The sequence below is a fragment of the Vulcanisaeta sp. JCM 16159 genome (assembly GCF_001316265.1).
Classification (GTDB): Archaea; Thermoproteota; Thermoprotei; order Thermoproteales; family Thermocladiaceae; genus Vulcanisaeta.
Genome location: NZ_BBDN01000013.1, coordinates 1 through 23,339, shown reverse-complemented (window position 1 = coordinate 23,339; position 23,339 = coordinate 1). Strand labels below are relative to the sequence as shown.

34 protein-coding genes, 1 tRNA gene and 6 pseudogenes are annotated in these 23,339 nt (G+C 44.7%); 7 read left to right on the top strand and 34 right to left on the bottom strand.

Features of this window, described 5'->3' with window-relative positions:
- Positions 1-33 precede the first annotated feature (33 nt).
- Complete coding sequence (locus tag JCM16159_RS11505; RefSeq protein ID WP_243666785.1) at positions 34-1,095, bottom strand: polyprenol monophosphomannose synthase; 1,062 nt, start codon at positions 1,093-1,095, stop codon at positions 34-36.
- Positions 1,096-1,228: 133 nt separating this feature from the next.
- On the opposite strand from JCM16159_RS11505, the gene JCM16159_RS11500 reads away from it, so the two are divergent.
- Together JCM16159_RS11500 and JCM16159_RS11495 are read left to right on the top strand one after the other, a co-directional pair.
- Positions 1,229-2,185 (top strand): alcohol dehydrogenase catalytic domain-containing protein, encoded by a 957-nt coding sequence (locus tag JCM16159_RS11500; protein ID WP_054857913.1) that lies wholly within the window; start codon positions 1,229-1,231, stop codon positions 2,183-2,185.
- Positions 2,186-2,271: 86 nt separating this feature from the next.
- Positions 2,272-3,043: pseudogene (locus tag JCM16159_RS11495) on the top strand (CoA ester lyase).
- Positions 3,044-3,082: 39 nt separating this feature from the next.
- Here JCM16159_RS11495 and JCM16159_RS11490 read toward each other — a convergent pair.
- The 27 genes and pseudogenes from JCM16159_RS11490 to JCM16159_RS11420 all read right to left on the bottom strand — a co-directional run bounded on the left by JCM16159_RS11490 (position 3,083) and on the right by JCM16159_RS11420 (position 16,490).
- Positions 3,083-3,316, bottom strand: a complete 234-nt coding sequence (locus tag JCM16159_RS11490) for a winged helix-turn-helix domain-containing protein (protein ID WP_054857912.1) — start codon at positions 3,314-3,316, stop codon at positions 3,083-3,085.
- 15 nt (positions 3,317-3,331) lie between these two features.
- The gene (locus JCM16159_RS17570; protein ID WP_243666782.1) at positions 3,332-3,523 is read right to left on the bottom strand and encodes a hypothetical protein; all 192 of its coding nucleotides are present in this window, start codon (positions 3,521-3,523) and stop codon (positions 3,332-3,334) included.
- A gap of 122 nt (positions 3,524-3,645) precedes the next feature.
- Positions 3,646-4,503: an AAA family ATPase gene (locus tag JCM16159_RS11485; protein WP_243666781.1), complete on the bottom strand. Its 858-nt coding sequence runs from the start codon at positions 4,501-4,503 to the stop codon at positions 3,646-3,648.
- 82 nt (positions 4,504-4,585) lie between these two features.
- Positions 4,586-5,077: a hypothetical protein gene (locus JCM16159_RS11480; protein ID WP_054857911.1), complete on the bottom strand. Its 492-nt coding sequence runs from the start codon at positions 5,075-5,077 to the stop codon at positions 4,586-4,588.
- A gap of 14 nt (positions 5,078-5,091) precedes the next feature.
- Positions 5,092-5,268, bottom strand: a complete 177-nt coding sequence (locus tag JCM16159_RS17565) for a hypothetical protein (protein WP_243666780.1) — start codon at positions 5,266-5,268, stop codon at positions 5,092-5,094.
- Entirely contained in the window at positions 5,268-6,128 is an 861-nt protein-coding gene (locus JCM16159_RS11475; protein ID WP_243666779.1) for a glycoside hydrolase family 57 protein, read from the bottom strand. The genes JCM16159_RS17565 and JCM16159_RS11475 overlap by 1 nt, the downstream gene beginning before the upstream one ends.
- Entirely contained in the window at positions 6,094-6,306 is a 213-nt protein-coding gene (locus JCM16159_RS17560) for a hypothetical protein (protein ID WP_243666778.1), read from the bottom strand. Before JCM16159_RS17560 ends, JCM16159_RS11475 begins: the two co-directional genes overlap by 35 nt.
- 6 nt (positions 6,307-6,312) lie before the next feature.
- Complete coding sequence (locus JCM16159_RS11470; RefSeq protein WP_054857910.1) at positions 6,313-6,858, bottom strand: hypothetical protein; 546 nt, start codon at positions 6,856-6,858, stop codon at positions 6,313-6,315.
- A gap of 33 nt (positions 6,859-6,891) precedes the next feature.
- Complete coding sequence (ribC, locus tag JCM16159_RS11465) at positions 6,892-7,353, bottom strand: riboflavin synthase (RefSeq protein ID WP_054857949.1); 462 nt, start codon at positions 7,351-7,353, stop codon at positions 6,892-6,894.
- Positions 7,354-7,406: 53 nt separating this feature from the next.
- Positions 7,407-7,553: a hypothetical protein gene (locus JCM16159_RS17555; protein ID WP_243666777.1), complete on the bottom strand. Its 147-nt coding sequence runs from the start codon at positions 7,551-7,553 to the stop codon at positions 7,407-7,409.
- Complete coding sequence (locus JCM16159_RS17550; RefSeq protein WP_243666776.1) at positions 7,550-7,882, bottom strand: hypothetical protein; 333 nt, start codon at positions 7,880-7,882, stop codon at positions 7,550-7,552. Before JCM16159_RS17550 ends, JCM16159_RS17555 begins: the two co-directional genes overlap by 4 nt.
- Positions 7,879-8,121, bottom strand: coding sequence for a hypothetical protein (locus tag JCM16159_RS17545; RefSeq protein WP_243666775.1), 243 nt, complete (start codon positions 8,119-8,121; stop codon positions 7,879-7,881). Before JCM16159_RS17545 ends, JCM16159_RS17550 begins: the two co-directional genes overlap by 4 nt.
- Positions 8,121-8,330 (bottom strand): hypothetical protein, encoded by a 210-nt coding sequence (locus JCM16159_RS17540; protein ID WP_243666774.1) that lies wholly within the window; start codon positions 8,328-8,330, stop codon positions 8,121-8,123. The genes JCM16159_RS17545 and JCM16159_RS17540 overlap by 1 nt, the downstream gene beginning before the upstream one ends.
- Entirely contained in the window at positions 8,330-8,977 is a 648-nt protein-coding gene (locus JCM16159_RS11455) for a hypothetical protein (RefSeq protein ID WP_243666773.1), read from the bottom strand. Before JCM16159_RS11455 ends, JCM16159_RS17540 begins: the two co-directional genes overlap by 1 nt.
- Positions 8,944-9,159 carry a hypothetical protein gene (locus JCM16159_RS17535; protein WP_243666772.1) on the bottom strand — a complete coding sequence of 72 codons (216 nt, stop codon included), beginning with the start codon at positions 9,157-9,159 and terminating at the stop codon, positions 8,944-8,946. The genes JCM16159_RS11455 and JCM16159_RS17535 overlap by 34 nt, the downstream gene beginning before the upstream one ends.
- Positions 9,160-9,234: 75 nt before the next feature.
- Positions 9,235-9,465 (bottom strand): hypothetical protein, encoded by a 231-nt coding sequence (locus JCM16159_RS17530; protein WP_243666771.1) that lies wholly within the window; start codon positions 9,463-9,465, stop codon positions 9,235-9,237.
- Positions 9,462-10,082, bottom strand: a complete 621-nt coding sequence (locus tag JCM16159_RS17525) for an ATP-binding protein (RefSeq protein WP_243666770.1) — start codon at positions 10,080-10,082, stop codon at positions 9,462-9,464. Before JCM16159_RS17525 ends, JCM16159_RS17530 begins: the two co-directional genes overlap by 4 nt.
- A gap of 98 nt (positions 10,083-10,180) precedes the next feature.
- Positions 10,181-10,264, bottom strand: coding sequence for a hypothetical protein (locus JCM16159_RS17520; protein WP_243666811.1), 84 nt, complete (start codon positions 10,262-10,264; stop codon positions 10,181-10,183).
- Complete coding sequence (locus JCM16159_RS17515; protein WP_243666769.1) at positions 10,261-11,877, bottom strand: 26S protease regulatory subunit; 1,617 nt, start codon at positions 11,875-11,877, stop codon at positions 10,261-10,263. Before JCM16159_RS17515 ends, JCM16159_RS17520 begins: the two co-directional genes overlap by 4 nt.
- A 79-nt stretch (positions 11,878-11,956) precedes the next feature.
- Entirely contained in the window at positions 11,957-12,271 is a 315-nt protein-coding gene (locus JCM16159_RS11445; protein ID WP_054857909.1) for a 50S ribosomal protein L31e, read from the bottom strand.
- 40 nt (positions 12,272-12,311) lie between these two features.
- Positions 12,312-12,455: a hypothetical protein gene (locus JCM16159_RS17510; protein ID WP_243666768.1), complete on the bottom strand. Its 144-nt coding sequence runs from the start codon at positions 12,453-12,455 to the stop codon at positions 12,312-12,314.
- Positions 12,456-12,600: 145 nt separating this feature from the next.
- Positions 12,601-13,446 (bottom strand): NAD(P)-dependent oxidoreductase, encoded by an 846-nt coding sequence (locus JCM16159_RS11440; RefSeq protein ID WP_054857908.1) that lies wholly within the window; start codon positions 13,444-13,446, stop codon positions 12,601-12,603.
- 53 nt (positions 13,447-13,499) lie between these two features.
- A complete protein-coding gene (locus JCM16159_RS11435) occupies positions 13,500-14,039 on the bottom strand; it encodes a THUMP domain-containing protein (protein ID WP_054857948.1) in 540 nt (179 codons plus the stop codon).
- Between the two features lie 382 nt (positions 14,040-14,421).
- A pseudogene (locus JCM16159_RS11430) lies at positions 14,422-15,625 on the bottom strand (nicotinate phosphoribosyltransferase).
- Between the two features lie 57 nt (positions 15,626-15,682).
- Complete coding sequence (locus tag JCM16159_RS11425; RefSeq protein WP_243666767.1) at positions 15,683-16,081, bottom strand: hypothetical protein; 399 nt, start codon at positions 16,079-16,081, stop codon at positions 15,683-15,685.
- Entirely contained in the window at positions 16,066-16,203 is a 138-nt protein-coding gene (locus tag JCM16159_RS17505) for a hypothetical protein (protein WP_243666766.1), read from the bottom strand. Before JCM16159_RS17505 ends, JCM16159_RS11425 begins: the two co-directional genes overlap by 16 nt.
- Before the next feature lie 5 nt (positions 16,204-16,208).
- A complete protein-coding gene (locus JCM16159_RS11420; RefSeq protein WP_054857906.1) occupies positions 16,209-16,490 on the bottom strand; it encodes a MoaD/ThiS family protein in 282 nt (93 codons plus the stop codon).
- Between the two features lie 50 nt (positions 16,491-16,540).
- Here JCM16159_RS11420 and JCM16159_RS17500 point away from each other — a divergent pair, with 50 nt between their 5' ends.
- Together JCM16159_RS17500 and JCM16159_RS17495 are read left to right on the top strand one after the other, a co-directional pair.
- Complete coding sequence (locus JCM16159_RS17500; RefSeq protein WP_243666765.1) at positions 16,541-16,852, top strand: hypothetical protein; 312 nt, start codon at positions 16,541-16,543, stop codon at positions 16,850-16,852.
- Complete coding sequence (locus JCM16159_RS17495) at positions 16,770-17,090, top strand: methylated-DNA--[protein]-cysteine S-methyltransferase (protein ID WP_243666764.1); 321 nt, start codon at positions 16,770-16,772, stop codon at positions 17,088-17,090. The genes JCM16159_RS17500 and JCM16159_RS17495 overlap by 83 nt, the downstream gene beginning before the upstream one ends.
- Here JCM16159_RS17495 and JCM16159_RS11410 read toward each other — a convergent pair.
- The 3 genes and pseudogenes from JCM16159_RS11410 to JCM16159_RS11400 all read right to left on the bottom strand — a co-directional run bounded on the left by JCM16159_RS11410 (position 17,083) and on the right by JCM16159_RS11400 (position 18,936).
- Positions 17,083-17,827: pseudogene (locus JCM16159_RS11410) on the bottom strand (S-adenosyl-l-methionine hydroxide adenosyltransferase family protein). The gene JCM16159_RS17495 and the pseudogene JCM16159_RS11410 overlap by 8 nt on opposite strands.
- Positions 17,828-17,921: 94 nt before the next feature.
- Positions 17,922-18,512, bottom strand: a complete 591-nt coding sequence (locus JCM16159_RS11405) for a hypothetical protein (protein WP_054857905.1) — start codon at positions 18,510-18,512, stop codon at positions 17,922-17,924.
- A 34-nt stretch (positions 18,513-18,546) separates the two neighbouring features.
- A complete protein-coding gene (locus tag JCM16159_RS11400) occupies positions 18,547-18,936 on the bottom strand; it encodes a hypothetical protein (RefSeq protein ID WP_054857904.1) in 390 nt (129 codons plus the stop codon).
- A 283-nt stretch (positions 18,937-19,219) separates the two neighbouring features.
- Between JCM16159_RS11400 and JCM16159_RS11395 the strand changes: the two are divergent.
- A pseudogene (locus tag JCM16159_RS11395) lies at positions 19,220-19,404 on the top strand (TrmB family transcriptional regulator).
- A gap of 181 nt (positions 19,405-19,585) precedes the next feature.
- Here JCM16159_RS11395 and JCM16159_RS19495 read toward each other — a convergent pair.
- Both JCM16159_RS19495 and JCM16159_RS19490 read right to left on the bottom strand, forming a co-directional pair.
- The gene (locus JCM16159_RS19495) at positions 19,586-19,771 is read right to left on the bottom strand and encodes a CBS domain-containing protein (RefSeq protein ID WP_367834500.1); all 186 of its coding nucleotides are present in this window, start codon (positions 19,769-19,771) and stop codon (positions 19,586-19,588) included.
- Positions 19,771-19,971, bottom strand: a complete 201-nt coding sequence (locus JCM16159_RS19490; RefSeq protein ID WP_367834488.1) for a CBS domain-containing protein — start codon at positions 19,969-19,971, stop codon at positions 19,771-19,773. Before JCM16159_RS19490 ends, JCM16159_RS19495 begins: the two co-directional genes overlap by 1 nt.
- A gap of 132 nt (positions 19,972-20,103) precedes the next feature.
- Here JCM16159_RS19490 and JCM16159_RS11385 point away from each other — a divergent pair.
- A pseudogene (locus JCM16159_RS11385) lies at positions 20,104-21,978 on the top strand (aldehyde ferredoxin oxidoreductase N-terminal domain-containing protein).
- Between the two features lie 64 nt (positions 21,979-22,042).
- Positions 22,043-22,135, top strand: a tRNA-Arg gene (locus tag JCM16159_RS11380).
- A 141-nt stretch (positions 22,136-22,276) separates the two neighbouring features.
- Here the strand turns inward: JCM16159_RS11380 and JCM16159_RS11375 are convergent.
- A pseudogene (locus tag JCM16159_RS11375) lies at positions 22,277-23,339 on the bottom strand (hypothetical protein); the annotation flags it as partial.

Genomic DNA, 23,339 nt, shown 5'->3' with positions numbered 1-23,339 from the left:
GTGAGGTAATTGAATTAAAAGGCCTTTCGTGATTCATATCACGTGTATTATTGTCGGACTTATGGTTATTATTCTAAGTGTCATTAATAATTGTATTATTCCTGAGACCATAAGTGCTATAAGCACGGGCGTTGACGCCATATAGAGCATTAACTTCACGGCCACAGCAACGTACTTAACCAGGTGATACTTCGCGTAATACTGTAGTTGTAGTTTCATGCCCATTAACAATTGATAAATAGTGATAACGGTGAACAGGGATAACTCTATGGATATTAAATTGCAGACTATTGGGTTCATGTTCGATAACACGTTAAAGAGTAGATAACCAACTATGGAACCAATTACTAGAGATACTAAGTACTTAAGCACTGAGTAATTACTAAGCTTAAGTACGAGCATCGCATAATTAATTAATTCATGAGCACCTAACTTACTTTCACCATAAACCCTATTCCTGAAGGTATACGGTACCTCAACAACCCTGAATGAATCACCATACTTCACGTGAAATAACGTCAATAACTCTAGAATCAACTTGTAACCCGCTGAATCACTAAGCAAGTTAATTACACCCCTTAGTCTCTCCGCATTTACGGCGAAGAACCCACTAATTGGATCCTTAATGCTGCGGGCCCAGGGCATTAATAACCTGGCCATGTACGTAGCCCCCTTACTAATGGCAAGTCTCTTAAATGACCAACCAACGATGCCGCCACCTCCAATATACCTACTGGCTATTGCCAAGTCCACACCATCCCTAAGCACGGCATTAACAAGGTTTGGAACCACATCAGGTGGGTGCTGCAGGTCGGCATCCATAACAACAATAGACCTAGCACCCTTCTCTAGGCATGCTCTCATGCCAACCTTAATGGCACTACCCAGGCCGAGTCTAACACCCCTCTCGATTAGTTCAGCCCTTTTCGTTGCTTTGGCGAATTCCGCTACAACGTCTTGAGTACCATCAGTGCTACCGTCATCCACAACCACCACGAACCAGTCATAATCAACTAGGTAATTCCTTAGCATTGGCAGTAGTATTCTCAGGTTATTGGCCTCGTTTATTGTCGGCAATACAATACACGTTTCCACGTAATGCAAAAGGGGGCTAAGGAAATAAGTATTACTTTGATGGAGAGAGGCTGACCGAGAATGCTTAACGTTAGGTCCTAAATAAAATATGTATTAGTTAGTTTAATAATCGACTCGTTCAAACACAATAATAATGCGGGTATTAGCAGCCGTACTAAGAGAATTCAATAAGCCCTTCAGTATTGAGGAGTATGATATTGGTGAACCTGGACCTAATGACGTCGTGGTGAGGGTGAAGGCTGAGGGTATTTGTGGTCGTGACTTGGTTATTTGGAGGGGTGGTTTCAAGAACTTGAAGCCTCCGTTGATCCTCGGTCATGAAATATTTGGTGAACTTAATGGGAAGTCTGTTGGTGTGTTTGGGGCAATTACTGACGGCACATGCCCATACTGTAGGGCCGGTAAGGATAACCTGTGCTTGAACCTTCAATTCTTTGGCGAAAACAGGCCTGGTGGCTACGCGGAGGCTGTAATAGCACCGAGAAACAACGTATTCGAGTTGCCAGACAGTGACTACGTTAAGTACGCCGCAGCAGTATGCCCATTGGCAACGGCGATTCACGCAAGTAAGCTGGGTAATGCTAGTCCAGGCACTAGGGTTCTCGTCACGGGAGCTGGAGGTGGCGTCGGCATACACGCTATTCAATATCTTAAGTATCTTGGTGCGTATGTGATTTCGATAACGTCACCAAGTAAGGCGGATTTTGTGGCTAAGTACTCAGACGAAGTTATCACTGATAGGGAATTTTCGAGGAAAGTTAGGGATGTTGATGCCGTTTTGGAGGTTGTGGGTGCAGCTACCATAAACGAGAGTCTCAGGGCGTTAAGGCGTGAGGGTACGTTGGTGCTGATAGGTAATACTGAGGGTGAGGAGATTAGGTTAATGAGACCTGCGCTTACGGTAATGAGAGAGCATAGGATAGTTGGTTCGGCTGCGTATACGAGGAGGGAGGTGATTGAGGCTGTTGATCTTCTTCATAGAGGTGTTGTTAAGCCTATTTACAGGATTTATAGCTTTAAGGATGTTAATAAGGCATATGATGACTTAATGAACCAGAGGGTTTTGGGTAGGGCTGTTTTGGTGTTTTAATGGGTAAAATTAATTAGTAATTAATCCTAGCTCTTCCCGTGGTTTTGAGGAGGTCCCAATTATTTGTTCCTGGTAATAATGAACGCATGATTAGGAAGGCAGCCCTTGAGTTGAAGCCTGATTCTGTGATTATTGACCTTGAGGATGCGGTGCCTATTGATGGTAAGGAAGCGGCACGTAAGTTAATAAGGGAATTACTTCCACAACTTGATTGGGTGGTAAGGAGGTTTGTGTTAGGGTTAATGACCCAAAGACCCCCTTCTTCTATGCGGACATCGATACCGTGTATAAGATCGATGTTGTTAAGTGCGTCGTGATTCCAAAGGCTGAGTTTGACCTAGGCTTCGTATATAAGGCCACGGGTAGGGAAATAGAGCCGCTCATAGAGACGGCTAGGGGTTTGCTTAGGGTTGAGGATGTCGTCAGGAGTGAGGGCGTTACCGCCGTGTCCTATGGGGCAGCCGACTTCGCACTCTCGGTCGGTGGCGTAGTGAAGACTTACGAACAAAACCAGGTCCTTAAGACAATGGTAGTCTCCGCAGCCAGGGTTTATGGGGTTGACCCAATCGATAAGGTGTTCTTTGATATTAAGGATATTGAGGGCTTTAGGAGGGAGTGTGTTGAGGCTAAGTCCATGGGTTTCATCGGAAAGCAGGTCATTCACCCGAGCCAGATACCCGTGGCCAACGAGGTCTTCTCACCAAGTGAGGAGGAGGTCAATTGGGCTAGGAGGGTTGTTGAGACTTATGAAAGGGCGGTTAAGGAGGGCCGTGGGGCAATAAGCTTGAGGGCCAGTTGGTTGATTATGTGCATTATAAATTGGCTAAGAGGATCCTTGATTACGTGAATCAGAGTTAGCAAATGCCTGCTCAAGTTCTGTGAAGAAGCGTTCAATGGCTAAAACCCGTGGGTCGCCTCACTGAGCCTTATTATCCTTATCCTACCAAACCTCTTCTCCTCAGCTATGCCAAGTCTCTTAAGGGCCTCTATGTGGTACTCAATTACCTTATAATTAACGCCCAACTCCCTGGAGAGCTTCGTTATGTTCACCTCCTTATACTTAATCAACGCCTTAAGCACCCTAACCCTAATCCTCGATGAAAATAGGCTCTCTACGAAATCAACACTCACGTACCCAACTCACCCTTAATTATTTTTTTCCAACTCTTCCTCTAATGTGGCTAGGGGCTCTGACGGTATTGAGATTAGCGTTGTCCTACCCCTCATACCCTTACTAGACGTCCTAGTCTCAACAAAGCCCTTTGTATTCAAGTCCCTAAGGTACTCCCATAACTGCGTGTGCTTCCTGGGTTCCTCATCATACTGCTCACAGAGCATTTGATACTCATCCTCAGCAGTCCCAAAGTATGTAGGGCGAGTTCGGATTCTTCATTAAACTCCTAACAATGGCCAGAAGGAATATCTTTTCATGAAGCGGTAACATCTTTAACTCATCACTTCTAATACCCCTGAGCGTGTTCTTTATGGCTCCCTGACGTGCTCCGGCAAGACCCTATCAGTACCTTCATCTCAGCGAGCTTCGAGGCTCTCCATAGTATGTCAATGGCATACCTAGCATCGCCTCTGTGATCATCCATCGAACTCTCGTTAATGCCGGAAACATCCGCGATCATCTCGAGGATCTCCTCATCATAGGCGCCATCAACTAAAGCCTCCTGAGCCCTCGCTAGGAGTATCTCGAATATTTGATCCCTTGTGTATGGCTCGAACTTGATGACAGTATTACCAAGCGCACTCTGCGAGCTTCTATCAAGTTGGTCTTTAAAGGTTAGATCCTGACTAATTAGTATTAGGCCGAACCTATACTTATCGCCTCTACTTACGTATTCCTCACCAAGTCTTATCAATGTACCTAATGCATGTGGGCCACTATTATTGACCAGGTGGAATACGTCGTCAAGGGCTACTATTGCATATACGTCCTTTTCCCTAACCATGTCTAGTAGCATTTTAAGTAATTCCTCCGTTGAATAACCCCTCTTTGGTATTGCAATGTTTAATTGAACAGCAATGTCCTTTAGCACCGAACTCAGTGTTCTGTTGAGAAAACAAGACACATGAACATACCTAACCCTCTCACTTAACTTTACCACGTAATTCCCAAACTTCCTACTCGTTACAGTCTTACCGCTACCTGGCCTACCAATCAGCATAACCTTGGGGTACATAGAGCCCGGGCTTTCGAGGAAACCACTAAAATACGTCTCTAATTGCTTCAACTGCTCCTCCCTATGCGGTAGCTTACCTGGTATGTATTCCGGCGTTAATGCAGCTTCGTTCTTGAAGATCCTAGGCATTTACTATTTCTTTACTGGGGAGGTAAAAAAATAGTTTTTGGTTACTATATAAGCCCTGACCTAGGGTTAACCAAAACTTTCACTAAACCCTCACAAACGACCTAGGCCCGACATAAATACCAAACCAATTACCCAAACCCTCAATAATAACTGCACAATCAGAAGCACCCCTATACATAGTGCGAAATCCAAGAACCCTTAATAGACCGATCACCGCATTCTCGCAATTATCGTTGCCTATCGAGGAGCCACGTAATCTACACTTAACAATATAAGCCCTACAATCACCACTTACGTGATCACGAACACTACTTACCAAGTCATTAATAGTACTATAGTTACCCTCATAAATAATCGGCACTATTGAAGTTAATACATTCTCAGGTATTGGCGCATTAATGAGGAACTGCGCCACATGCCTAGGATCCTTACTAACCTCTATGATTAGGACACCTCGGAACTCCGTAGCCCTAACATTCACATCCCTATCAAAGAAAAATAGATAATCCCTAATGTCCTGCCTTATGCCGTACTCAAAGGATGCCCTAACGGTAACTAGCACCTTATTTACCATAGTATTATACCGACTCACTTAATTCCATAAAACCTATCCTTTCTTGCATTAGCTAGCGCACATGTAATTCCCACAACCACATCCTCGATGGCCTTAAAAGCAGTAAATGCGGAATTAAAGGGATTAAAGTAATTGTGAACCTCACCACTTGGTCCGTACTTCATCGACATGTAGTAATAATGATCGCTCATTAACAAGTATCTCCAGGTTTTTTTTCAAGACCGTATGACCTCATTAGATTGCCTATGGAGACCACATGCTCAAGCGCTATCCTCTGTAGTTCATTTCCCTGCCATGCACTATCATCCTTCTCAACATCAGCCCAGGATATCGTTGATGGGATGTCTAAATAATCAATGGGTTCCTCATTGACCAATGACGATGGATGTATGAAAGTAACATCAGCTCTACGTGCCTCCTTTGGAAGCCAGGCCAAGAACTCGAAAATACCACTTTCACGCCAATGGTGCTCACCAAATGTCTCAAAGTCTAGGCCAATTAGCACGAAATCCCCTGGGGTTGCCCTAACCCATGCCATGTACTTATCAGCAGTTAATGGCCATTGATCCCAGGATCTATTACTGAACCTAAAACCAATATCATCAGATAATCTATAATGTCTCAATAATAACTTTATCCTTAAATTAGGCGCGCCGTATAAGTACGTTGGGCTTCTCCAACCAAGCACCCAATCAACCCCCTCCGTAAGCACGATAGCCGCGCCAGCCTTTTCCATCAATGCGCCCCAATCATTTCTATAGAGGAATTCTGTGTTCTCGTAGGTAATAGGCACTTGACCGAATAGTGATTTATTGATTTCAACGTGATCTCTCAGCTCCTCAAGAAATAAATCTCTACTAATTATTGATGCCAAGGAATGATGATAAGGCTCAGCAACCAACTCAATAATACCCCTCCTTATTAATTCCTTCAGCAAGTCAATAACATCTGGTCGCCACATTAATAATTGTTCAATTAATGAACCAGAAATCGAAATTGCGGCCCTAAAGCCATCATTACCCAAATCCCTCATTAACTCGAGTTGGTACATAGGACCTATCGGCAACCCTATTCAGTATTTCCCTATTCACTTCGTCATTAAATATTATCGAACTTATACCTACTTCATTAATTTCATCACTCCTCAAATCACATAGTTTATTAAGTACGCCGTATTTTAACCTCCTTGGTTGATGCATCTCTAGGAATAGTATTAATTTCCTAACCATAACACGTCACTCCTCAAACCATTGATAAGCACTGACCAGTCTCCTAACATCTTGCTCAACCCTAGACTTAGCATTACTTAGAAATCTCAATAATTCATCGATAAAGCTATCACTTAACTTTCTTCTCTCCTTTACAGTATTCAAGAACCTTGAAACAATGTCCAAATTAATGAATAGATCTATGATGGACTTACCATAAATAGAATCCCTAACTTCTCCACATGTTATTATAAACTCCTCCGATGATTTCAGCCTATCACCATTCATAAGCCTTAATGTGATCCTTATGGAATTATCAACGCGGCCTAAGCTCAAGCTAACCCTATTTATACTTAGTTTCATACCAACCCCCACAGTCAATACTTGGTACCAAGCCAACTCCCTATCCATGCTTATATCCTCATCAATATTATCAATATTGGGGCATTTATTGCCATACCTAATGATGTACTCGGAAACTAGCGGGTTTTGCCTATCCTTGGTGCTAATTAGTAGGTTATCGCTCGTTAATTCATTAAAGATCTTCCTTATCAAGTCAATCGATGAGCTCACAACAAGGACACCTACATAGTATTAAATAAAGTTTTACTTAATAATTGGCCCAGCATCCGGTCGACCCTGTCTAAGCCCCATGCCGGCCCACCTCGTTAACTCGCCCTTAAGCATAAGTATGAGGCCTCTTGCATGCTTCCTGGACCTGTCAACCGCGATGTCAAATAGTTCCTTCTCATTGTGTGCTTCATCCTCATGAACCGTCACGTCTATTATTGGCCTATCATACTCGATTTGAAGCATTATGAGGCCCATGGAGGCCACGGCATAGGTTATCTTATCCGTTAGGCTCGGCCCAATCCACCCAAATACCATAACGGCATCAACACCCTTATTTATCAATTGCTTAGCTGCCCAGGGAGTATTCTTGAAGCCGGGCACTGTTATTCTCTCTATCATTACGGAAGGCTCATTATTCCTTAACTCCTCAATGGCATACCTAGCCATGTCAACCCTGGCAAATGTGGTATCGACAATACCGATTTTCAACGTCATTAACCCAGGCACTTAAAAACCTACTTATAACAATTAATGCACGTAGTCTCCGGTCACTTACCTCTTGCCTCGTTATTCTCAATCTCTAGAAACCTGTCAATTCTTATCTTATCAATCGACTCATCTATCGTACCAATAGTGCATGTTGATGAACCATGCCTATAAAGAACCCTCTCTCCACTACCTGTAACCCTAATCACCAGCGTACCCTCCCTACCACATATAGGCACCTACCCACCGCAACACTAACCCAAGTCCTGCCATGAGAACGAGCCCACTCAGTGACTCGCTTAAGGTAATCCCGGACGCTCTCCCTATCCAGTGAACCCGGCGGTATTAAAGCCTCTGTATTACGTTCTTCCTGCGCGTTCGTAACCTCCATAACCAACTTACTATATAGGTCCTCAACTATCTTCATGGTTTCACCAGGTATTACGACCTTATCACCCAACTTACTGAATGGACATACATCCCTTAATGGGCATGAACCGCAGCTTATTGTCTTAACCTCAACCTCCTTATTCCTCAAGGACTTAATAACAGCATCAAGTAATTCCTTACCCCACTCGGCTTTATTGGTATTGATAGACCCTCCTCAATATCGCCATTGATGTTCCTAGATAAGTAATGAAGCTGAATCTCAGTATTGAGTAGGGCAGCCACAAGTAATGCCTCGACTATGTGGGACTTAACATTGTCCTTAAGGAGCATAAGCTTCGGTAATATTAATGAATCACCACACCTTAAAAGCCTCGGTAGCTCAAGCATTAAATCCTCAACCTAATCACGTGCTTCTCTGTGGCACATACTGTCAGGATCCTTGGCAGATACTCACTGTAAGCCTCATCCATTATACTAACATCTCTTCTGAGGGATAGTAATGAGCATTTAGAAATCGAGGTTACAAAATGCGTGTCCCTAAGCTGCAACCTATTCAATAGGTAATTCGCTAGGTCAGTTATTTCTTCAAGACTCATCAACCAATCACCTTAACTCCGGCCTTCGATACCTCATGCTTCACATAATCTAGGTAATTATCAAGTAATTCCTTGCCCGGAAGTAGGACCTCGTGCGGGTTCTTAGTCCTCATTATACAAATATTCCTAAACCTACACACCTTGCATGATGTTGTCTTAGCAACAAGTGCGCCAATATCACCTCCCTCCACTGCCTTAACCCAAAGCTTAAAGGCGTAGATGACTGGGTAACCAACCTCAGGTATTACTTCAATGGGTACTATATTTCGTAGCACACTATCATTAAGCACCAGGTAAAGAACATACGTATTCTTATTGCCCGCCGCCGAGTAGAAACCCGCCTGTATTAGGTCATGGAATAACCTGGCCTTCGTAACCCTACCCATTATGGTCTTGAACTCTAGGTAGTAATTACCACAGTCGAGGTCTGGCTTACCCCTCATTGTCCATGCGTTATACGTGTACATGACCTCAACACCCTCAACGCACCTATTACCAAGCCTATTCCTTATCTCGGCAATTGCCAGGCTATGTATCATCTTACCCAATAAGTGCATTGTCACGTCACCCCAATCAATACTTGGCGTCTTACCGGTCAGGTAATAACTCGGTATTAATGCGCATTGCGTGAATAAGCCGACCGGCACATTGCCAGGCTTATCTTAACCATGGACTCCTTTATTTCATTGAATATCACCTTGCTCAAGCCAACATCCTTATTAATCGCCTCAGTAACCTCCTTCACGATACTCGTTAGGGAATATCCCTCCTTTACCAATTTCGTAACTTCCTCAATTACGTTCTTCAATGCCTCAGGTTTTTGACTCATAACGAAATGTGAGAAATACCCTTTAAATTACTAAGCCTATAATAATTTGTTGATTAATATCCAAGAAATACTGTACTAAACCATCAGGTTAACCCTCTTAATAAAATCCTCATACTGACTAAGTACCTCCTTACTTAATGATGGATGAACCTTACCAAGCGCATACTCAAAATCCTCCCTCGTAATCTTAATCCTATCATCACCACTTAAAACCCTATCCAAGGCCCTCATCTTAGCCTCCCTAACCAACGCCGCCAAGTCGGCACCACTGTAACCTTCAGTGACCTCGGCAACCCAATCAATCACATCCTCCTCAACCTCCGCATTCCTAATGTGTATCCTAATAATCTCACGCCTAGCATCCCTATTAGGCGGTGGTATGTATATGATCTTATCGAACCTACCAGGCCTAAGAAGCGCGGGGTCAATGAACCAAGCCTATTCGTAGCCGCAATAACGATGACCCCATTTAATCCTCTCAACCCATCCATCTCCGTCAATAATTGAGAAACCACATTAGACCAAACACCACCTATTGGTGAATCCCTAGGCGGCGCTACTGAGTCTATTTCATCAATGAATATTACGGCTGGGGCGTTGTCACGCGCCATGTTAAACACGTCCCTAACAACCGCGGCAGCCCTCTCAGGCCCAACCCTAGCCAACTCGGCGCCATTGAGCTCTACGAAGTTTGCCTTGAGCGTATTAGCCGTCGCCTTAGCAACGAGGGTCTTACCGACGCCGGGAGGACCAAAGAGGAGGATCCCGTGTATCGGCTCTATGCCAAGCTTCTCAAGTATATCTCTCCTCTGCATAGTGGTTATTACATACTTATTAATAACCTCCTTAACCACATCAAGATCACCAATATCATTCCAAGTAACTTCCGGGATACCGACCTGGACCTTTCCATAAGTCCTCAATCTACTGTACTGAAGCCTGAAGGCCTCGTACTTCTCAAGCAGGTCATACGTAAGACTCGGCTTATACCTATTGATTATCTCCTCGAGCTTTCCCTGGGTTATGGCTTACCATCCTTCAATGACTCAAGCACCGCCGTCCTAACCACATTCATTATATCCGCGCCCGTGAACCTATCAGTCATCTTAGCAAGCTTCGCATAGTCAATTGACCCTGGATGGGTTTACCCCTCAGCATTGCCTCAAGCATTTTAGCTCTGGTCTCCTCATTCGGTGGTGGCACATATATGATCTTATCGAACCTACCAGGCCTAAGAAGCGCGGGGTCTAGGAGGTCCGGTTGGTTTGTTGTTCCGATTACCAGGATATTCTCACTACTCTTGGTTATCCCATCCATCTCACTAAGTAAAATATTTAATAGTCTTGGTGTAACATCGTCACTTACGTACTTGGTCCTGGCCTTGCCAATGGCGTCAAACTCATCGATTATTATCACCGTCGGTGCATAATTCTTAGCCACCCTGAAAAGTTCCGCAAGCCTATTCTCGCTCTCACCGTAGTACTTACTGAGCAATTCTCCGAGGTTCATTATTATCGTCGTCCAACCTAACCTGCCTGCTATCGCCCTGGCAAGCATCGTCTTACCGACGCCAGGAGGACCAAAGAGGAGCACTCCATGTATTGGCATCAAGCCGTACTTCTGGGACAACTTAACGTCCTTAAGTGGCGTTATGACCGATGTCTCTATTTCATTCTTAATGTCGTCGAGCCCAACCACGTTATCCCACTCACTGGCAAGTGACCTCAGTTCGTCCTTGTTAAGGATTAATTGGTAACCACGCTCGAGGGCAATCATCGATTGCTTCTCCTCCTGCTCAAACTTGATCTCAACGAGCCTAAAATGCATTATTAATGGTAGTATGGCGAGGCTAATGATTAGTGCGGGTAATAGCCCATGCATTAGAGTATTAACGTCAACGCCTTGGTAAAGACCGAAGTATGGATTCATGTAAAATAATAGGTAAGTCATTAAGGCATAGGCCGTCATCGTACCGATGGCAGGCGCCAGGTACCTAATCACCTTATTATCATGCGACCTCAATCTACTTGATATTACATACGCCGTATACGCCGTTAATGCCATTATTGCCGGTAATACGTAAGTACTGGTCCAGGTAAAGACCCTATTAATTGATTGAGACAGCCCATAAAGTCCCACATTTATATTACCTAGAGCACTCGTTATTGAATTAGCAGTGAGCGACTGCAGCGGCGAAAGGTTCAGGCCTACATAACCAAACCAGGGAACAATATTATTAGCATTTAACAACAGTAGTGTTGGTATATATAGTATTAGGAATGTTATTAAGGACTTAAGCGGCGTCACCCTTCTTGAGACACCTATCGTAAGGCTTGGCGAGGTCAGTATAATCGGTACTGAGAGAACATAAAGTGGGTTAGGCATTACCGAGAACTCCCAAGCAAGCATACCAACGCCAACGCCCAACCAATCAAAGACCCTAATCAAAACAAAGAGGATCAGTATCAGAAACAGAACACCCAATGCCGCATATTCATAAGCATAAAGAAGTGCCGGTATCAAGAGAACAGTCATTATCGCAAAACCAAGCTTAACATGACCCGAGTAGGCCAATGCCGTGGTCACGGCTATAATCAGTAGCGCAACCGGGGCTGGGTAAAATGGGAAGTCTATCAGGAACGCCATTAGGGAGATTGCCAAGTAGAGGATAGCCGTAAACAGCTTAGACATTAATTGCAACGTCCTATTGCTAACCACGTTAATGAATATAAAGATGTTCTTTAAAAAGAATCGGTTAACTCTAAGGATTGGCCGAATATCGAGAAAGAAATCCCCTTTACTTATTTGACCCAGCAGCCTTGGTCTCAGCACCCTCCGGTACATTTAATGAAACCTTAACAGTGCCATCACTATACTTAGTGACCCTCACCTCAACCCTTCTTGGCGGCTTCTCAATACTTCCAGACCAAATATACTCATTAACACCATTATCAATCTTAACATTCTCAGGGTCAACCCTCATGTGCCTGGCCACAAACCTCCTAATCAGCCTAACAGCGTATGGAGACCTCTTGGTCCTTGAAACCTCCCTAGTCCTCCTCAGGTTAATTACGTAAACCCTCTCAACCTCAACCCTGGCGCCCTCGCTCATCATACACGGCTAAACTGCACACTTAATAAGTATTTTTCCCTTAAACCACGTTAGTACAATCAGCAACTACCCTCAGCGTTGTCGTTTTTGCCGAAGCTACTGCGCCTAGGATTAAAGCCCCACCATACCTAAAGTAGGCCATGAACCCCTCGCCATAATTCTTTACCTCAGCCCTATGACCCACGTTTTATAACCTCTCCTGAAAACGCCTTAGCGCATTCAAGTTCTCCTGTGACTATTTCCTCAACCTCACCTAGCTCCTGTTGCCTATATTACATGCGTTTCAACGTAATCAATAGCCTCAATTAACGATCTACCTTCAACCTAATCTACGTGTCTCCTCGGCCGTGTACATCCTTATTCTGTGGCCCTATTTCCAATAAGCCAGCCCTAACGTAATCTTCATTACCAAAACCCAAAACTGCCAGTAACTCATATAGGGACTTAACGGCTGAGGAAACAATTAATGGAGTCTTTGCATCACCCGCCGATTTAACGGCATAATGCACGTCCTTAGCGGCCAGGGCCAGCGTGAACGATGGCGGCGACTTAGGCCTTAGCATCCTATCCATGTACTTCTCACCGACCTCCTTAAACACGGTCTTGGTTAATAACGCCCTTAGTGTATCATCATCGACACCATAAGTCCTCCCAAGTACTACATACTCCCCAAGCAATGCCATGGTACCTATTAGAAAGGAATTGTAGGCAAGCTTGAGCGCCATTGCTGCCTCAGCAGTTGGTAATCTAATTATGGAACCTAACTTATCAAAAACCTCCTTAACCCTTTGGTACGTACTTTCAGGACCACCAATCAAGTATACCGCTGTTCCATTCTCAACATCAGCGGGGCCACCCACAACAGGCGCAGCCAATAATCCTTTCCCCATACTTGTGAACCTAATATTGAATGCAGTAACGGCGCCAATACTGTAAGTACCCGATAACACAATTACGTCGCCACCAACGCCTTTAACGGCATTTAATGCCTCATCGTCGGAGACAAATATAAAGGTCACTCCCCTAGCCTGTGAAATATCATCAATGACCTTTGCGGGTAAATCCCTCAATTTATCCCTGGTTCTATTCCATGCGTAAACATCAAAGCCCTGCTTAGCTAATCTCTTAACTAATGCACTACCCATCCTGCCAGTCCCAATGACTGTTACCTCCATCAAATTGAGGTGCCATGAGAAAATTAAAGGATTATGGTTAGTTGATTAATGAATTACTCATTACCCTGCTTAGTATTTACGTTGATCTTCATGAGCGAGAAAATATCATCCTCCCTAATAACGCTTATCCCAGTCCTTGATGGGAAAATCTCCACCTGAATAACCTTATCTGGGTTCTCAAGCCTAACCTTATTACTTATTTTTGAGGCGATTGAATCAATGACGTCCATTCTATCAAGGTCAACACCCCTCTTCCTAACCTCAACCTTATAGGTCTCGCCGGGGCCTAGGTACCTACTCGCCAAATCAACAGCAGCCTTACTGATTTCATCAATGTTGGTCTTCACAGTCCTCATTATAGGAACGACCTTAAGTACGAATCGCGGCACATAACGACCACTACCAACGAGCTCCTTAAGTCTCTTAACGAAATCCACAGGATCACCATTCACATACCCAGTTATTAACCCATCGAAACCCGTGAACGATGTCTGGGCGATCCTAATACCAACGAGGTCACCTATGTACCTAAGCTCATCAGCGCACCTACCCTCCAACCTCCTTCCTGTGGACACCACTAAGTTGAAATCCACATGAACCCCCAATATACTTAACCTCAACCTTTTATAAACCACACCTATCTCACGGGTCCAACAAAAACTGGAATTTATTAATGAGAGTAGGATATGCTTGAAAAACAATTGTGTGAATAAGTAGATTGAGTAGGTAATGCTTTTTAAGAATGCTTTTAAGTCACCATTGATCGAGTATGAACAACCTAGTTATGGAAGAGGAGGAGTGGGAAGGTGAGGAGGAAGAGGAGTGGGAAGAATTTGAGGAGGAATGGGAGGAGGAATTATAATATTAATGATTATTTTCCTTTAAAAATAGAAATAACCATTTCTCCAATTATAAATTGCTTGGATATGCGCATTCTTTTTAGGTAAATTCTAAATCTACGCATTACTGATTAAATCATATTTCGGCATATTTCAATTGCTCAATCACGTAATCTCTAATCTCCCGATCATTGGTATTGACTCAACGGCTTTACCATTATCAACAAACTTCCTGAGCAGGGGAACCGGCTTAGAACCGTCTGGGCATGGCGCGGGCTCGGCATCCCACGGAACCACCTGATCGTTTAAAGTGCCCCTGCACCTATAGACCTGCTTAAAGCCAGGTAATTTACCGCGCTTCGTTATCGGTACCCAACGCCCACTCTTCTCATCATAAGCCTCCACAATGTCCATACTAATATCAACACTTGGTGGGAAGCTATTGATGTACCAACACCAAACATGTCGGCAACATCCCTGAGCCTAATAACATCCTCTTCATCAACACCACCACTAATGAGAATCTTTACATTCCTGTAACCAGCCAGGTCCAGGGTCCACCTAACCTCACGGGCGATGGCCTCCATATTACCACGCCTACTACTCGGTGTGTCTAGCCTAACACCGTATAACCTATTGCCAAGTAGTTTTGCAGCAATCATCGACTCCTCACGCTCATCAAAGAACGTGTCCACAAGCACTATCCTCGGCACATCACTGGGCATTACCTTATCAAACCAGGCCCAGGCAAGCGTGTGGTCACCAGTTGCGTGCCTAAACACTATCATTAATGCATGGGGCATTGTACCGCTTGGCTTAATACCCATTAACCTAGCCCCTATCACGCCTGCAACACCGTCACAACCCCCTATGTAGGATGCCCTATCAACCATTGGCTGTATTGCGGGGTGCACAACCCTGGCACCAAAGAATACGCATGACTTATCACCAGCCAGCTTCTTAATCCTAGCCGCCTTACTAGCCACCGAGCTGTAATGCCTAAGTATCCCCAGGAATGCCGTTTCATAGACGGCGAAATCCACGTAATTACCCTCAACAACCATTATTGGCTCATTAGCCTTGAAGAGGGTGCCCTCGGACATTGCGTATATGGTTATCGGCAATTCCTTAGTTACCGTGAGATTAACGACCTCCTTTAAACCGGCGAACACGGCCCACCTATAGTTCCTTGGTAGGTTAACCACATGAAACTCGGCCCTAACCCTAACCCTATCAAGACCTGCCGCCCTGAGCACATCGACAGTCCTTAGGAAGTATATATCGGTGGCTTCACCATTAATTATCTCCTCATCCCTAGCTATGTAAAACAACCTATCCATTAACTTCCTGAGGGCTGGCTGGAATTATAAATTGTTAACTGCAAGAATTGCCATTAATCACGTGAACTCACTAATGTACCTACCAATCAGCGCACTCATGAAATCATCAAAGGACTTAAATACACTATCATAGGCCCTATGGCAGCCAACGCCCACGATTAAATCCTCCATGAAATCCCTAAGCAAATCAATTACCTTAACTACTAAACTATGCACGCAGTCATAAATACCCATCACTATTATTGATAATTGATTATTACCAACAGGGTTCAATATGCTCAAGCCCCTACTTAATTGAGTGGTGCCTGCCATGTACGTTAATGCACCAAGCCCCGGGTCCCTAAACCTAGACACACCCCTCAGGTGGTCTCTAAGGCTTAGGTAAGCTGGGTACACCATGTGCCATGCATTCAGCACTCTCCTTGCGGGTATTATAGTTATTAAGGAACCAGGCATTCACTGACTAGGGATTTTACCCTGCCAAGTAGCTCATCATTCATGGGTTTTACCAAAAATACTGTGACAAGCCAAATCCTCAGTTCACCAATATCACTGGTGATCCTAATCACATAGCTCATTATGACTAACCACCATGTATATAAGCCAGTATTAAAACTTCATCACCATCCTTAACAAGCGTGTCTAGGCCTCTGAGTAACCTAATATCGACATCATTAATTGCAACATAAACATCGGGGGCCAGTTCACCCCTTGAGACATCAAAGACCCTTTTAAACAATTTATCATTTATTGACTTAAGCCTATTGATCACATCCCTCACCGTAGTAACACCGTTAAGTTCCACGTACTCCTTACCAAGAGCCAATGCTCTTAAAACACCCACCAACCTAACCTTAACAACCACAGAAGCGCCTTGGGACAGGGTTTTTAAGGTCTCCTACATAATTGAACTAAATGCGTTGCATAACATTATCGCTGAGGGAAATTGGTGCCCTAGAGGTGTGTGTTTATGGCGATAAGATTCGGGAGGTCAAGGTCAGGGTTGGGGCGGATGGCGCTGAGAGAAGCATTACTAATTCCATTGTTGAGACCATAATGAAGTATATAACGGGATTAATAGGGCCTCAGGAGATAATTAAACACGTGGAATTAAGCCCAGGCCTACTTGCTGGCTCAGATCGCCATGCTCTCAATATCGAGAGGCAGGGTTGCAACTTATGCCCAACTTGCCAAGTTATTAAACACCAGCCCCAGGGCCGTTGGTAAATTAGCCAGTGCAAATAAGCTCCCAATAATTGTTCCATGCCATAGGGTCATTAAGAGCGATGGAACACCGGGCGGCTACTCGGTGGGGGATATCACCATCAAACTCAAGCTACTGGAGATGGAAGGCGTGAGGCTGATTAATGGAAAGGTACCTAGACACTACCTAATTGATGATTCAACCCTGATAAGGAATTTCAGGGAACTTCTCAATTACGCATCACATAACATGCTCATTTAATAACAGAAATAACGACCTCATCACCCTCCTCAACACCAAACCTCTGGGCAAAGTTCCCCCTATTAACCGAGAGTTCCAGGAAGCCTTCACTATTAACGAGAACCAGCGCCTCACCCTCATTGGCATAGCATAGCTCCTTAGGAACCTGACCTTAAGTTCAATGTTTTTCCTTGGTATGTTAACACGTAATTCATCACCGTACTTAAGACCGAGAACCCCAAGATCACCCTCCTTAATACCTGTATATGCATTACCAAAGTGATCAATATATACAATAACCGAACTAGCAAAACCTCTGGAAATCCTACTTGTAATGCCCTGAAGCTTGATAGGGTCAGTAACCCTAGGCCCAAGTAATGATACGTCTAAACCAAGGCTTATGTAGGCAGCAATTGGCGCGAAGACGTCACGCCCATGAAACGTGCTCGACATAATCGGTCTCATGAATTCCCTATTTTCAATTGCTCTGACGTCGATTATACCATCATCCTCGGCAGCCATCATCAACACGCCATTGTCAGGACCTACGAAGTAATAATTCCTAGTTTTAATGACTATGGCTCTCCTCGACGTACCAACCCCGGATCAACAACAACCACATGTATTGTACCCCTTGGGAAGTACTTATATGACGCCCATAATGTGAACGCAGCCTTATACACATTGAACTGCGGTATTGAATGTGTGATGTCAATTATCAAGGCTTCGGGATTAAGGCTAAGTATTACGCCCTTCATTGCCGGTACAAAGTATGATTCGTACCCGAAATCCGTGAGTAATGTTATCACCGGCCTCATTAAAGTACCTAACACCATATACTGATTTAAACATTTATAGGAAGTAATCCATGGTTAATTGGCCATGCCCCGGCAATGGCCTGGCCATGATACCCAACTCACTCCTTAGGTACTTCGCAAATTTAGCGGCATTTCCATAAACAGTATACACAAACCTAGCCCCACTACTTAGTACAAAGTCCACAAGACCGGGAAAATCCGAGTGGCTACTCAGCGGTATTGCATCAATGCCAAGTTTGCCTAAGTGGGAGGCCCTCGATCGCTTAGCGTACATACCGCTCAATGCAACGACCCTCGCGCTTCCATACTTACTCCTCAGAGTCCTAATGAGGCGCGTGGTGTCTCTGGGGATTCCCATAATGATGACGGAGCCAGGGGGCGGTAAACCACTGGCCACTGAGCCATACCTTAAACCCAGTACATTGTTAATCACCTTAATACTAGGCTCCACATAGAGTCGGTAGTCCTTAAGCAATGCGGTGAGTTCCTGTCCACGGCCAAGTGGCTGACCCATAAGCACGGTAACGCCATCCCTAGTACCGTCATCAACGATAGCCCTTAACTCCTCATACACTTCACGCCTGCTTGGAAACACATAGTCCGGGTCACCATATGTAGCCTCCATAATAAGTACGTCAACGTCAAGGCCCTTAGCACCACTAAGTAGTATTGAGGCTCCACATTAAAATCTCCCGTAATTCCAACCCTGAGATCGCCAAAGTCAAGCACGTAGGATAAACTACCAACCACATGACCAGCATTGAAGGATTCAACCAAGACATTATCAATAACGAGCCTAGAACCTGGACCAACAGTGATGTGCCTGAGGTAATCACCATCACGAGCCTAATTATCTTTGCTGTTTCATCACTCATAATGAGAGGCGACACATTATAAAGAACCCTTGGGTTGACGTGGTCTCTATGCCCATGTGTTATCAATACTGCGTTGAATGGAGTAACCGGCTTCTTTAATGGATCAATAACGAACCTACTATTCTCATACTCTACCACAATCCCATCATCATAATACGCCCTAAACCTACCCATTACAATCCAACAACACTACAGGCCGGTATAATAGGTTATTGCCCATGATGGCTAAAATTTGAAACTCTTTCTACACACGAATAATGAAAATAAACGACCTTAAATTTCATGAAATGAATAATATAATATATGGGAAAATAAAGGGTTTCTCAGGGAGTAAAATAAGTGATGAACATGTTCATAGGCTCAATTATATCATCAAATGACCGGGCAAACTACGGGTGATATTTCACAAATATAAAGGCAATACCTTTATAACCTAAGAAAATAGTATTTACATTGTATGGTTGAGGGCATAAAGAAGAAAATACTCGACTATCTCACAAGCAATAAGGGCAAGGAATTCACTGCGAGGAAATCGCTAGGGCCATTGGTGAGGAGAGATTGAACGTGGTTAAGGCCCAACTCACGAGATTAATAAAGGATGGCAAGGTGATTAAGACGGACGGAAGATATAAAGCCACATAATTTGGGACTGGTATAGTAATAATTATTTAAAATGCAAAGTATCTTTTTCGGAATTAATTCATAGCCTTTATGTTTTTGGCATAAAAATAATTGTGTGCTGTAGGATTTTATCAATTTCCTACAATTATCATTTTTATTAGGTTACACGTATATCGTTACTACGTCAGCGAACCAACAAATTCTATGGATAAGATAGTTCCTGAGCCATCAAAGCCCTCACCAAGTCCCTAATGCTAACCATACCAACTGCCCTACCCTCCTCAACAACAGGTAAATGCCTTATGTTGTTCTCAATCATCTTCATCGCGGCCGAGATCACGGATTCCGAGGTATTCGCGGTTATTAACTTCCTACTCATAACCTTCATCAATGGCGTGTCAAGCTAATGCCCTCAGCCACAACCCTGACCAAGTCCCTCTCTGTGAATATGCCGGCTGGCTTACCATCTTCGTCGATCACGAGGACACTGCCGACATTGTGCATGTACATTTTCGCGACGGCACAGGTTATTGGGTCAATGGATTTACAGGAAATAACCCCATTCCTGATTAATTCCTTGATTCTCATGCTGGGTCTACTGGGTATAACTGGGTGTAATAAGTTAATAAGTATTTCTCCGAAGACCCATATTAAGGAGGTATTACCTATTCACAGTTTACTCAAGAAAGCCTATTATTGAGCTCAAAAAAATCAATACGCGTGAAGGTACTTAGACTAGACCTTAATGAGAATTCGTGGCATATCGAGGATGCAACAGCACAGGGACCAGTGACCCTAGGCGTTAGGATACATAATGAAGCAAGGACTTGGAGCCTAGACCCACTTGACGAGTGTGCCGTTTGTAATAGGTATGGGCCCATTCGTTGGCGGTAAAATGCCAGGCTTCCACAGGTTAATTGCGGTCTTCAAGAGCCCAATGACGAGGACGCTTCACGTGGCTGCCCTGGGCGGCGCGGCGTATAAGTTCATGGGGGCTGGCATTGATGCGTTGGTGATAACGGGTAAGGCCAAGAGACCAACAGTGATCTTCCTGTCGAGTGATGGCATTGAGTTAAAGAGTATTGACCCAGTCTTTGAGTATGGTAATTACCACGCGCCTACGCCTTCACGAAGTACCTACTCGACACCTATAGGGACTTCTTCGTTAAGTACAACGCGAGGGCCGTGGTTGTTGGTCCAGCCGCGTTGAGTACGTATAATGGTGCCTTGGTATCCATTGATGTTAATCCAATAAAAGGCGAGTTCAGGCCTGGGGCTGAGGATTTCGCAGCCAGGGGTGGGCCAGGCACTGCCCTCGCCATGGGCCACAACGTGATTGGCATTGTGGCTGGCGGTATGTATAAGGCTAGGTATGCGAAGGTCAATGATATGGAGTTCATTAATAAGTTGATGATTGAGTCCTTCAAGAAACCCTTTAGGCAGGTCATGGATGAGAAGACCATTAAGTACAGGTTCGACCAAGCATGGGCACTGGAGGCACCTTCGGCGTTAACTACCCGCATTACCGCGAGTTACTGCCTCTCTTTGGTTATAAGTCCATATACCTGCCCAGGGAGGTGAGGATTCAACACGTTGAGGCAATACTGAGACTTTTCTGGAAGCCCTTTAATGATGAGGTCTTTATCAAGAGCAAGAGTTGGTATAACTGCGGTGACTTTGGGTGCTCGGTGGTTTGTAAGAAGGTTTGGCGTGGTAAGAAGGTGGATTACGAGCCATTCCACGCCATGGGCCCTTCATTGGTAATTACGTATTCGAGGAGGCAGTACCACTCGTGGACTTAATAGACCAGTACGGCCTGGATGCTATCGAGATGGGGCATGTGGTTGCGTGGATTTTTGATGCAATTGAGAATGGGCTATTGAGGCCGGATGAGGCTGGGCTTAGTGATAAGCCCGTGTTCGACCCCATGAGGTTTAACCCGGAGGTTGATTCGAGGAGGAACGCTAGACTGGCCAGCGAGGTTATTAAGGGCTTTGTTGAGAGGTCCAGCGAGGTGCTTAGGTTAATTGCTGAGAATGGCGTTAGGGTTGCCGCGAGGAAACTTGATGAGGTATTTCATGACAGGGTCTTAAGGGTTGGTAAGTCCTTTAGGGACTTAGTGGTTTATGCTGCCTACGGGAATGACGGTTACATGACACCAAACCTATACTGGGCCCCCGGCATGGTCGCCCCAATGTACGTACTCGGTAGGTACTGGACGAACTACACACCAACATTCATGGAACCGGAGACTTCGCCAAATCATCCTTAGGCAGGGCAATTGCGGAAGCCTTGATTGATGATGCAGGCCTCTGCAGGTTCCACAGGGGTTGGGCCGAACCAGTACTTGAGAAGTTATACATAGAAGCCACGGGAATGGGACCAAATAAGAATCTCTATAAGGAAATAGCTGAGTACTCAATAAAGGCCGGCGCAGAACCCATGCCGTGGGAGAGCAGGAGGGCTAGGGACGTAGTCTCAACAATGGCCAGGGAAATCGGGTCAAAGGATTGGGGCTTCGAGGACTATGAGGACTACATAAACTGGTGGAGAAAATTCAAAGTAACAGTAGATAAGGGACTCGAAATAAATTAACGTCATATCCCAACAATCCATCCATGAGGCAAAGACTTTAAATCATAAGGAGAGACACTACTACGGCCCCGTAGCTCAGCATGGACCAGAGCGGCGGCCTGCGGCTGTAACAGGCAGAGAGCCGTAGGACCCGGGTTCAAATCCCGCGGGGCCGCCACAAGAAATTGTATTATTGATGAAAAATCGGCAATTAGAGACTTTGCCTTTGGGCCTTGTGGTTTTTGGGTTTGTTTGGTGAATTTATTGCTTCTAATTTATTTAAGGGTGGTTCTTTGCTAGCCGGAACAGTATTGATGGGTTATGTAGAAGCCGTTGCTTGAGGTCCATGTACTTGGATTGTAGCTGGTGGTGGGCCTGATACGCCAAAGGAGCTGGAACTCATGGCGCCGTTTGGGTTAACCCAGACGTCCCAGGTGATGTCATAGACAATGTGCTCGTAATTACCATTATAAAGGCATGCTGAGACGCAGCGGGTATTGTGTAGGCGTGTGGTTGTGGTTATTGGCGGGCCCATGTATGTGTTGCCCTCGCTCTCCGTCGCTAAATCGTTGATGTCTGTGCTCGTCGTGGTTGGTTGATAAATCCACGTGGTATTAACAGCGCCACCTATCGGCGTCGCGTTACCGCTATCCCCAACAACATTTATAATGGCCTGCGGGCAGGAATACGCCTGAGTTATTGAATTGCCCATGATCATGCTCCCATTCGGCTCCAATATAGGGAAACTAACTGTAAAAGAGACGGTATAACTACCACTCACTGAGCACTGCTGGGCTTGAGGACTGAATCCGGCCGTGCTAGTCCAGTAGCCTGGCTCGTAACCATCACCGGTGCCGGCTATGTATTCCACATCACCAGGTATTTGCGTGTTCTGACCCTCCCACCACTCGTAAACGAGGTATGAGGCGTAGGCGTCCTGGAAGGACTTGAGGTAGTTGATTGAGGTTCCGGAGTTAGGTTCATAGTATATGTAGTTGTAGAGTTCGGCATAGCCAATTGAGTAACCATTATACTGAGTATCAACTATCCCAGCCCATGAGACGCAGAAATCAACGGTGGCTAAACCATAGGAGTCATTATAATACTGCTCGCCATAGACTATTACGTAGGCATTATTAATCTGAGCAGGTTGATTGGTCGGCACGTGATAGTTCTGAATTAATTGCTCACAGATATCATCACTGGGATCGGATAATGGCTGCCCTATTACTATCGGCTCCCATATGCCTTTAACAATCTCTAGCGCTGATGCTAATGTGTGCGGTCCTATCACGAGGATTTTGTTGTTACCGAATGCTATTACGTAGTTTAGGTCTCCTAGGTATTTTGGCATGGGTATTGCCATAATGCTTGTGTTGTAT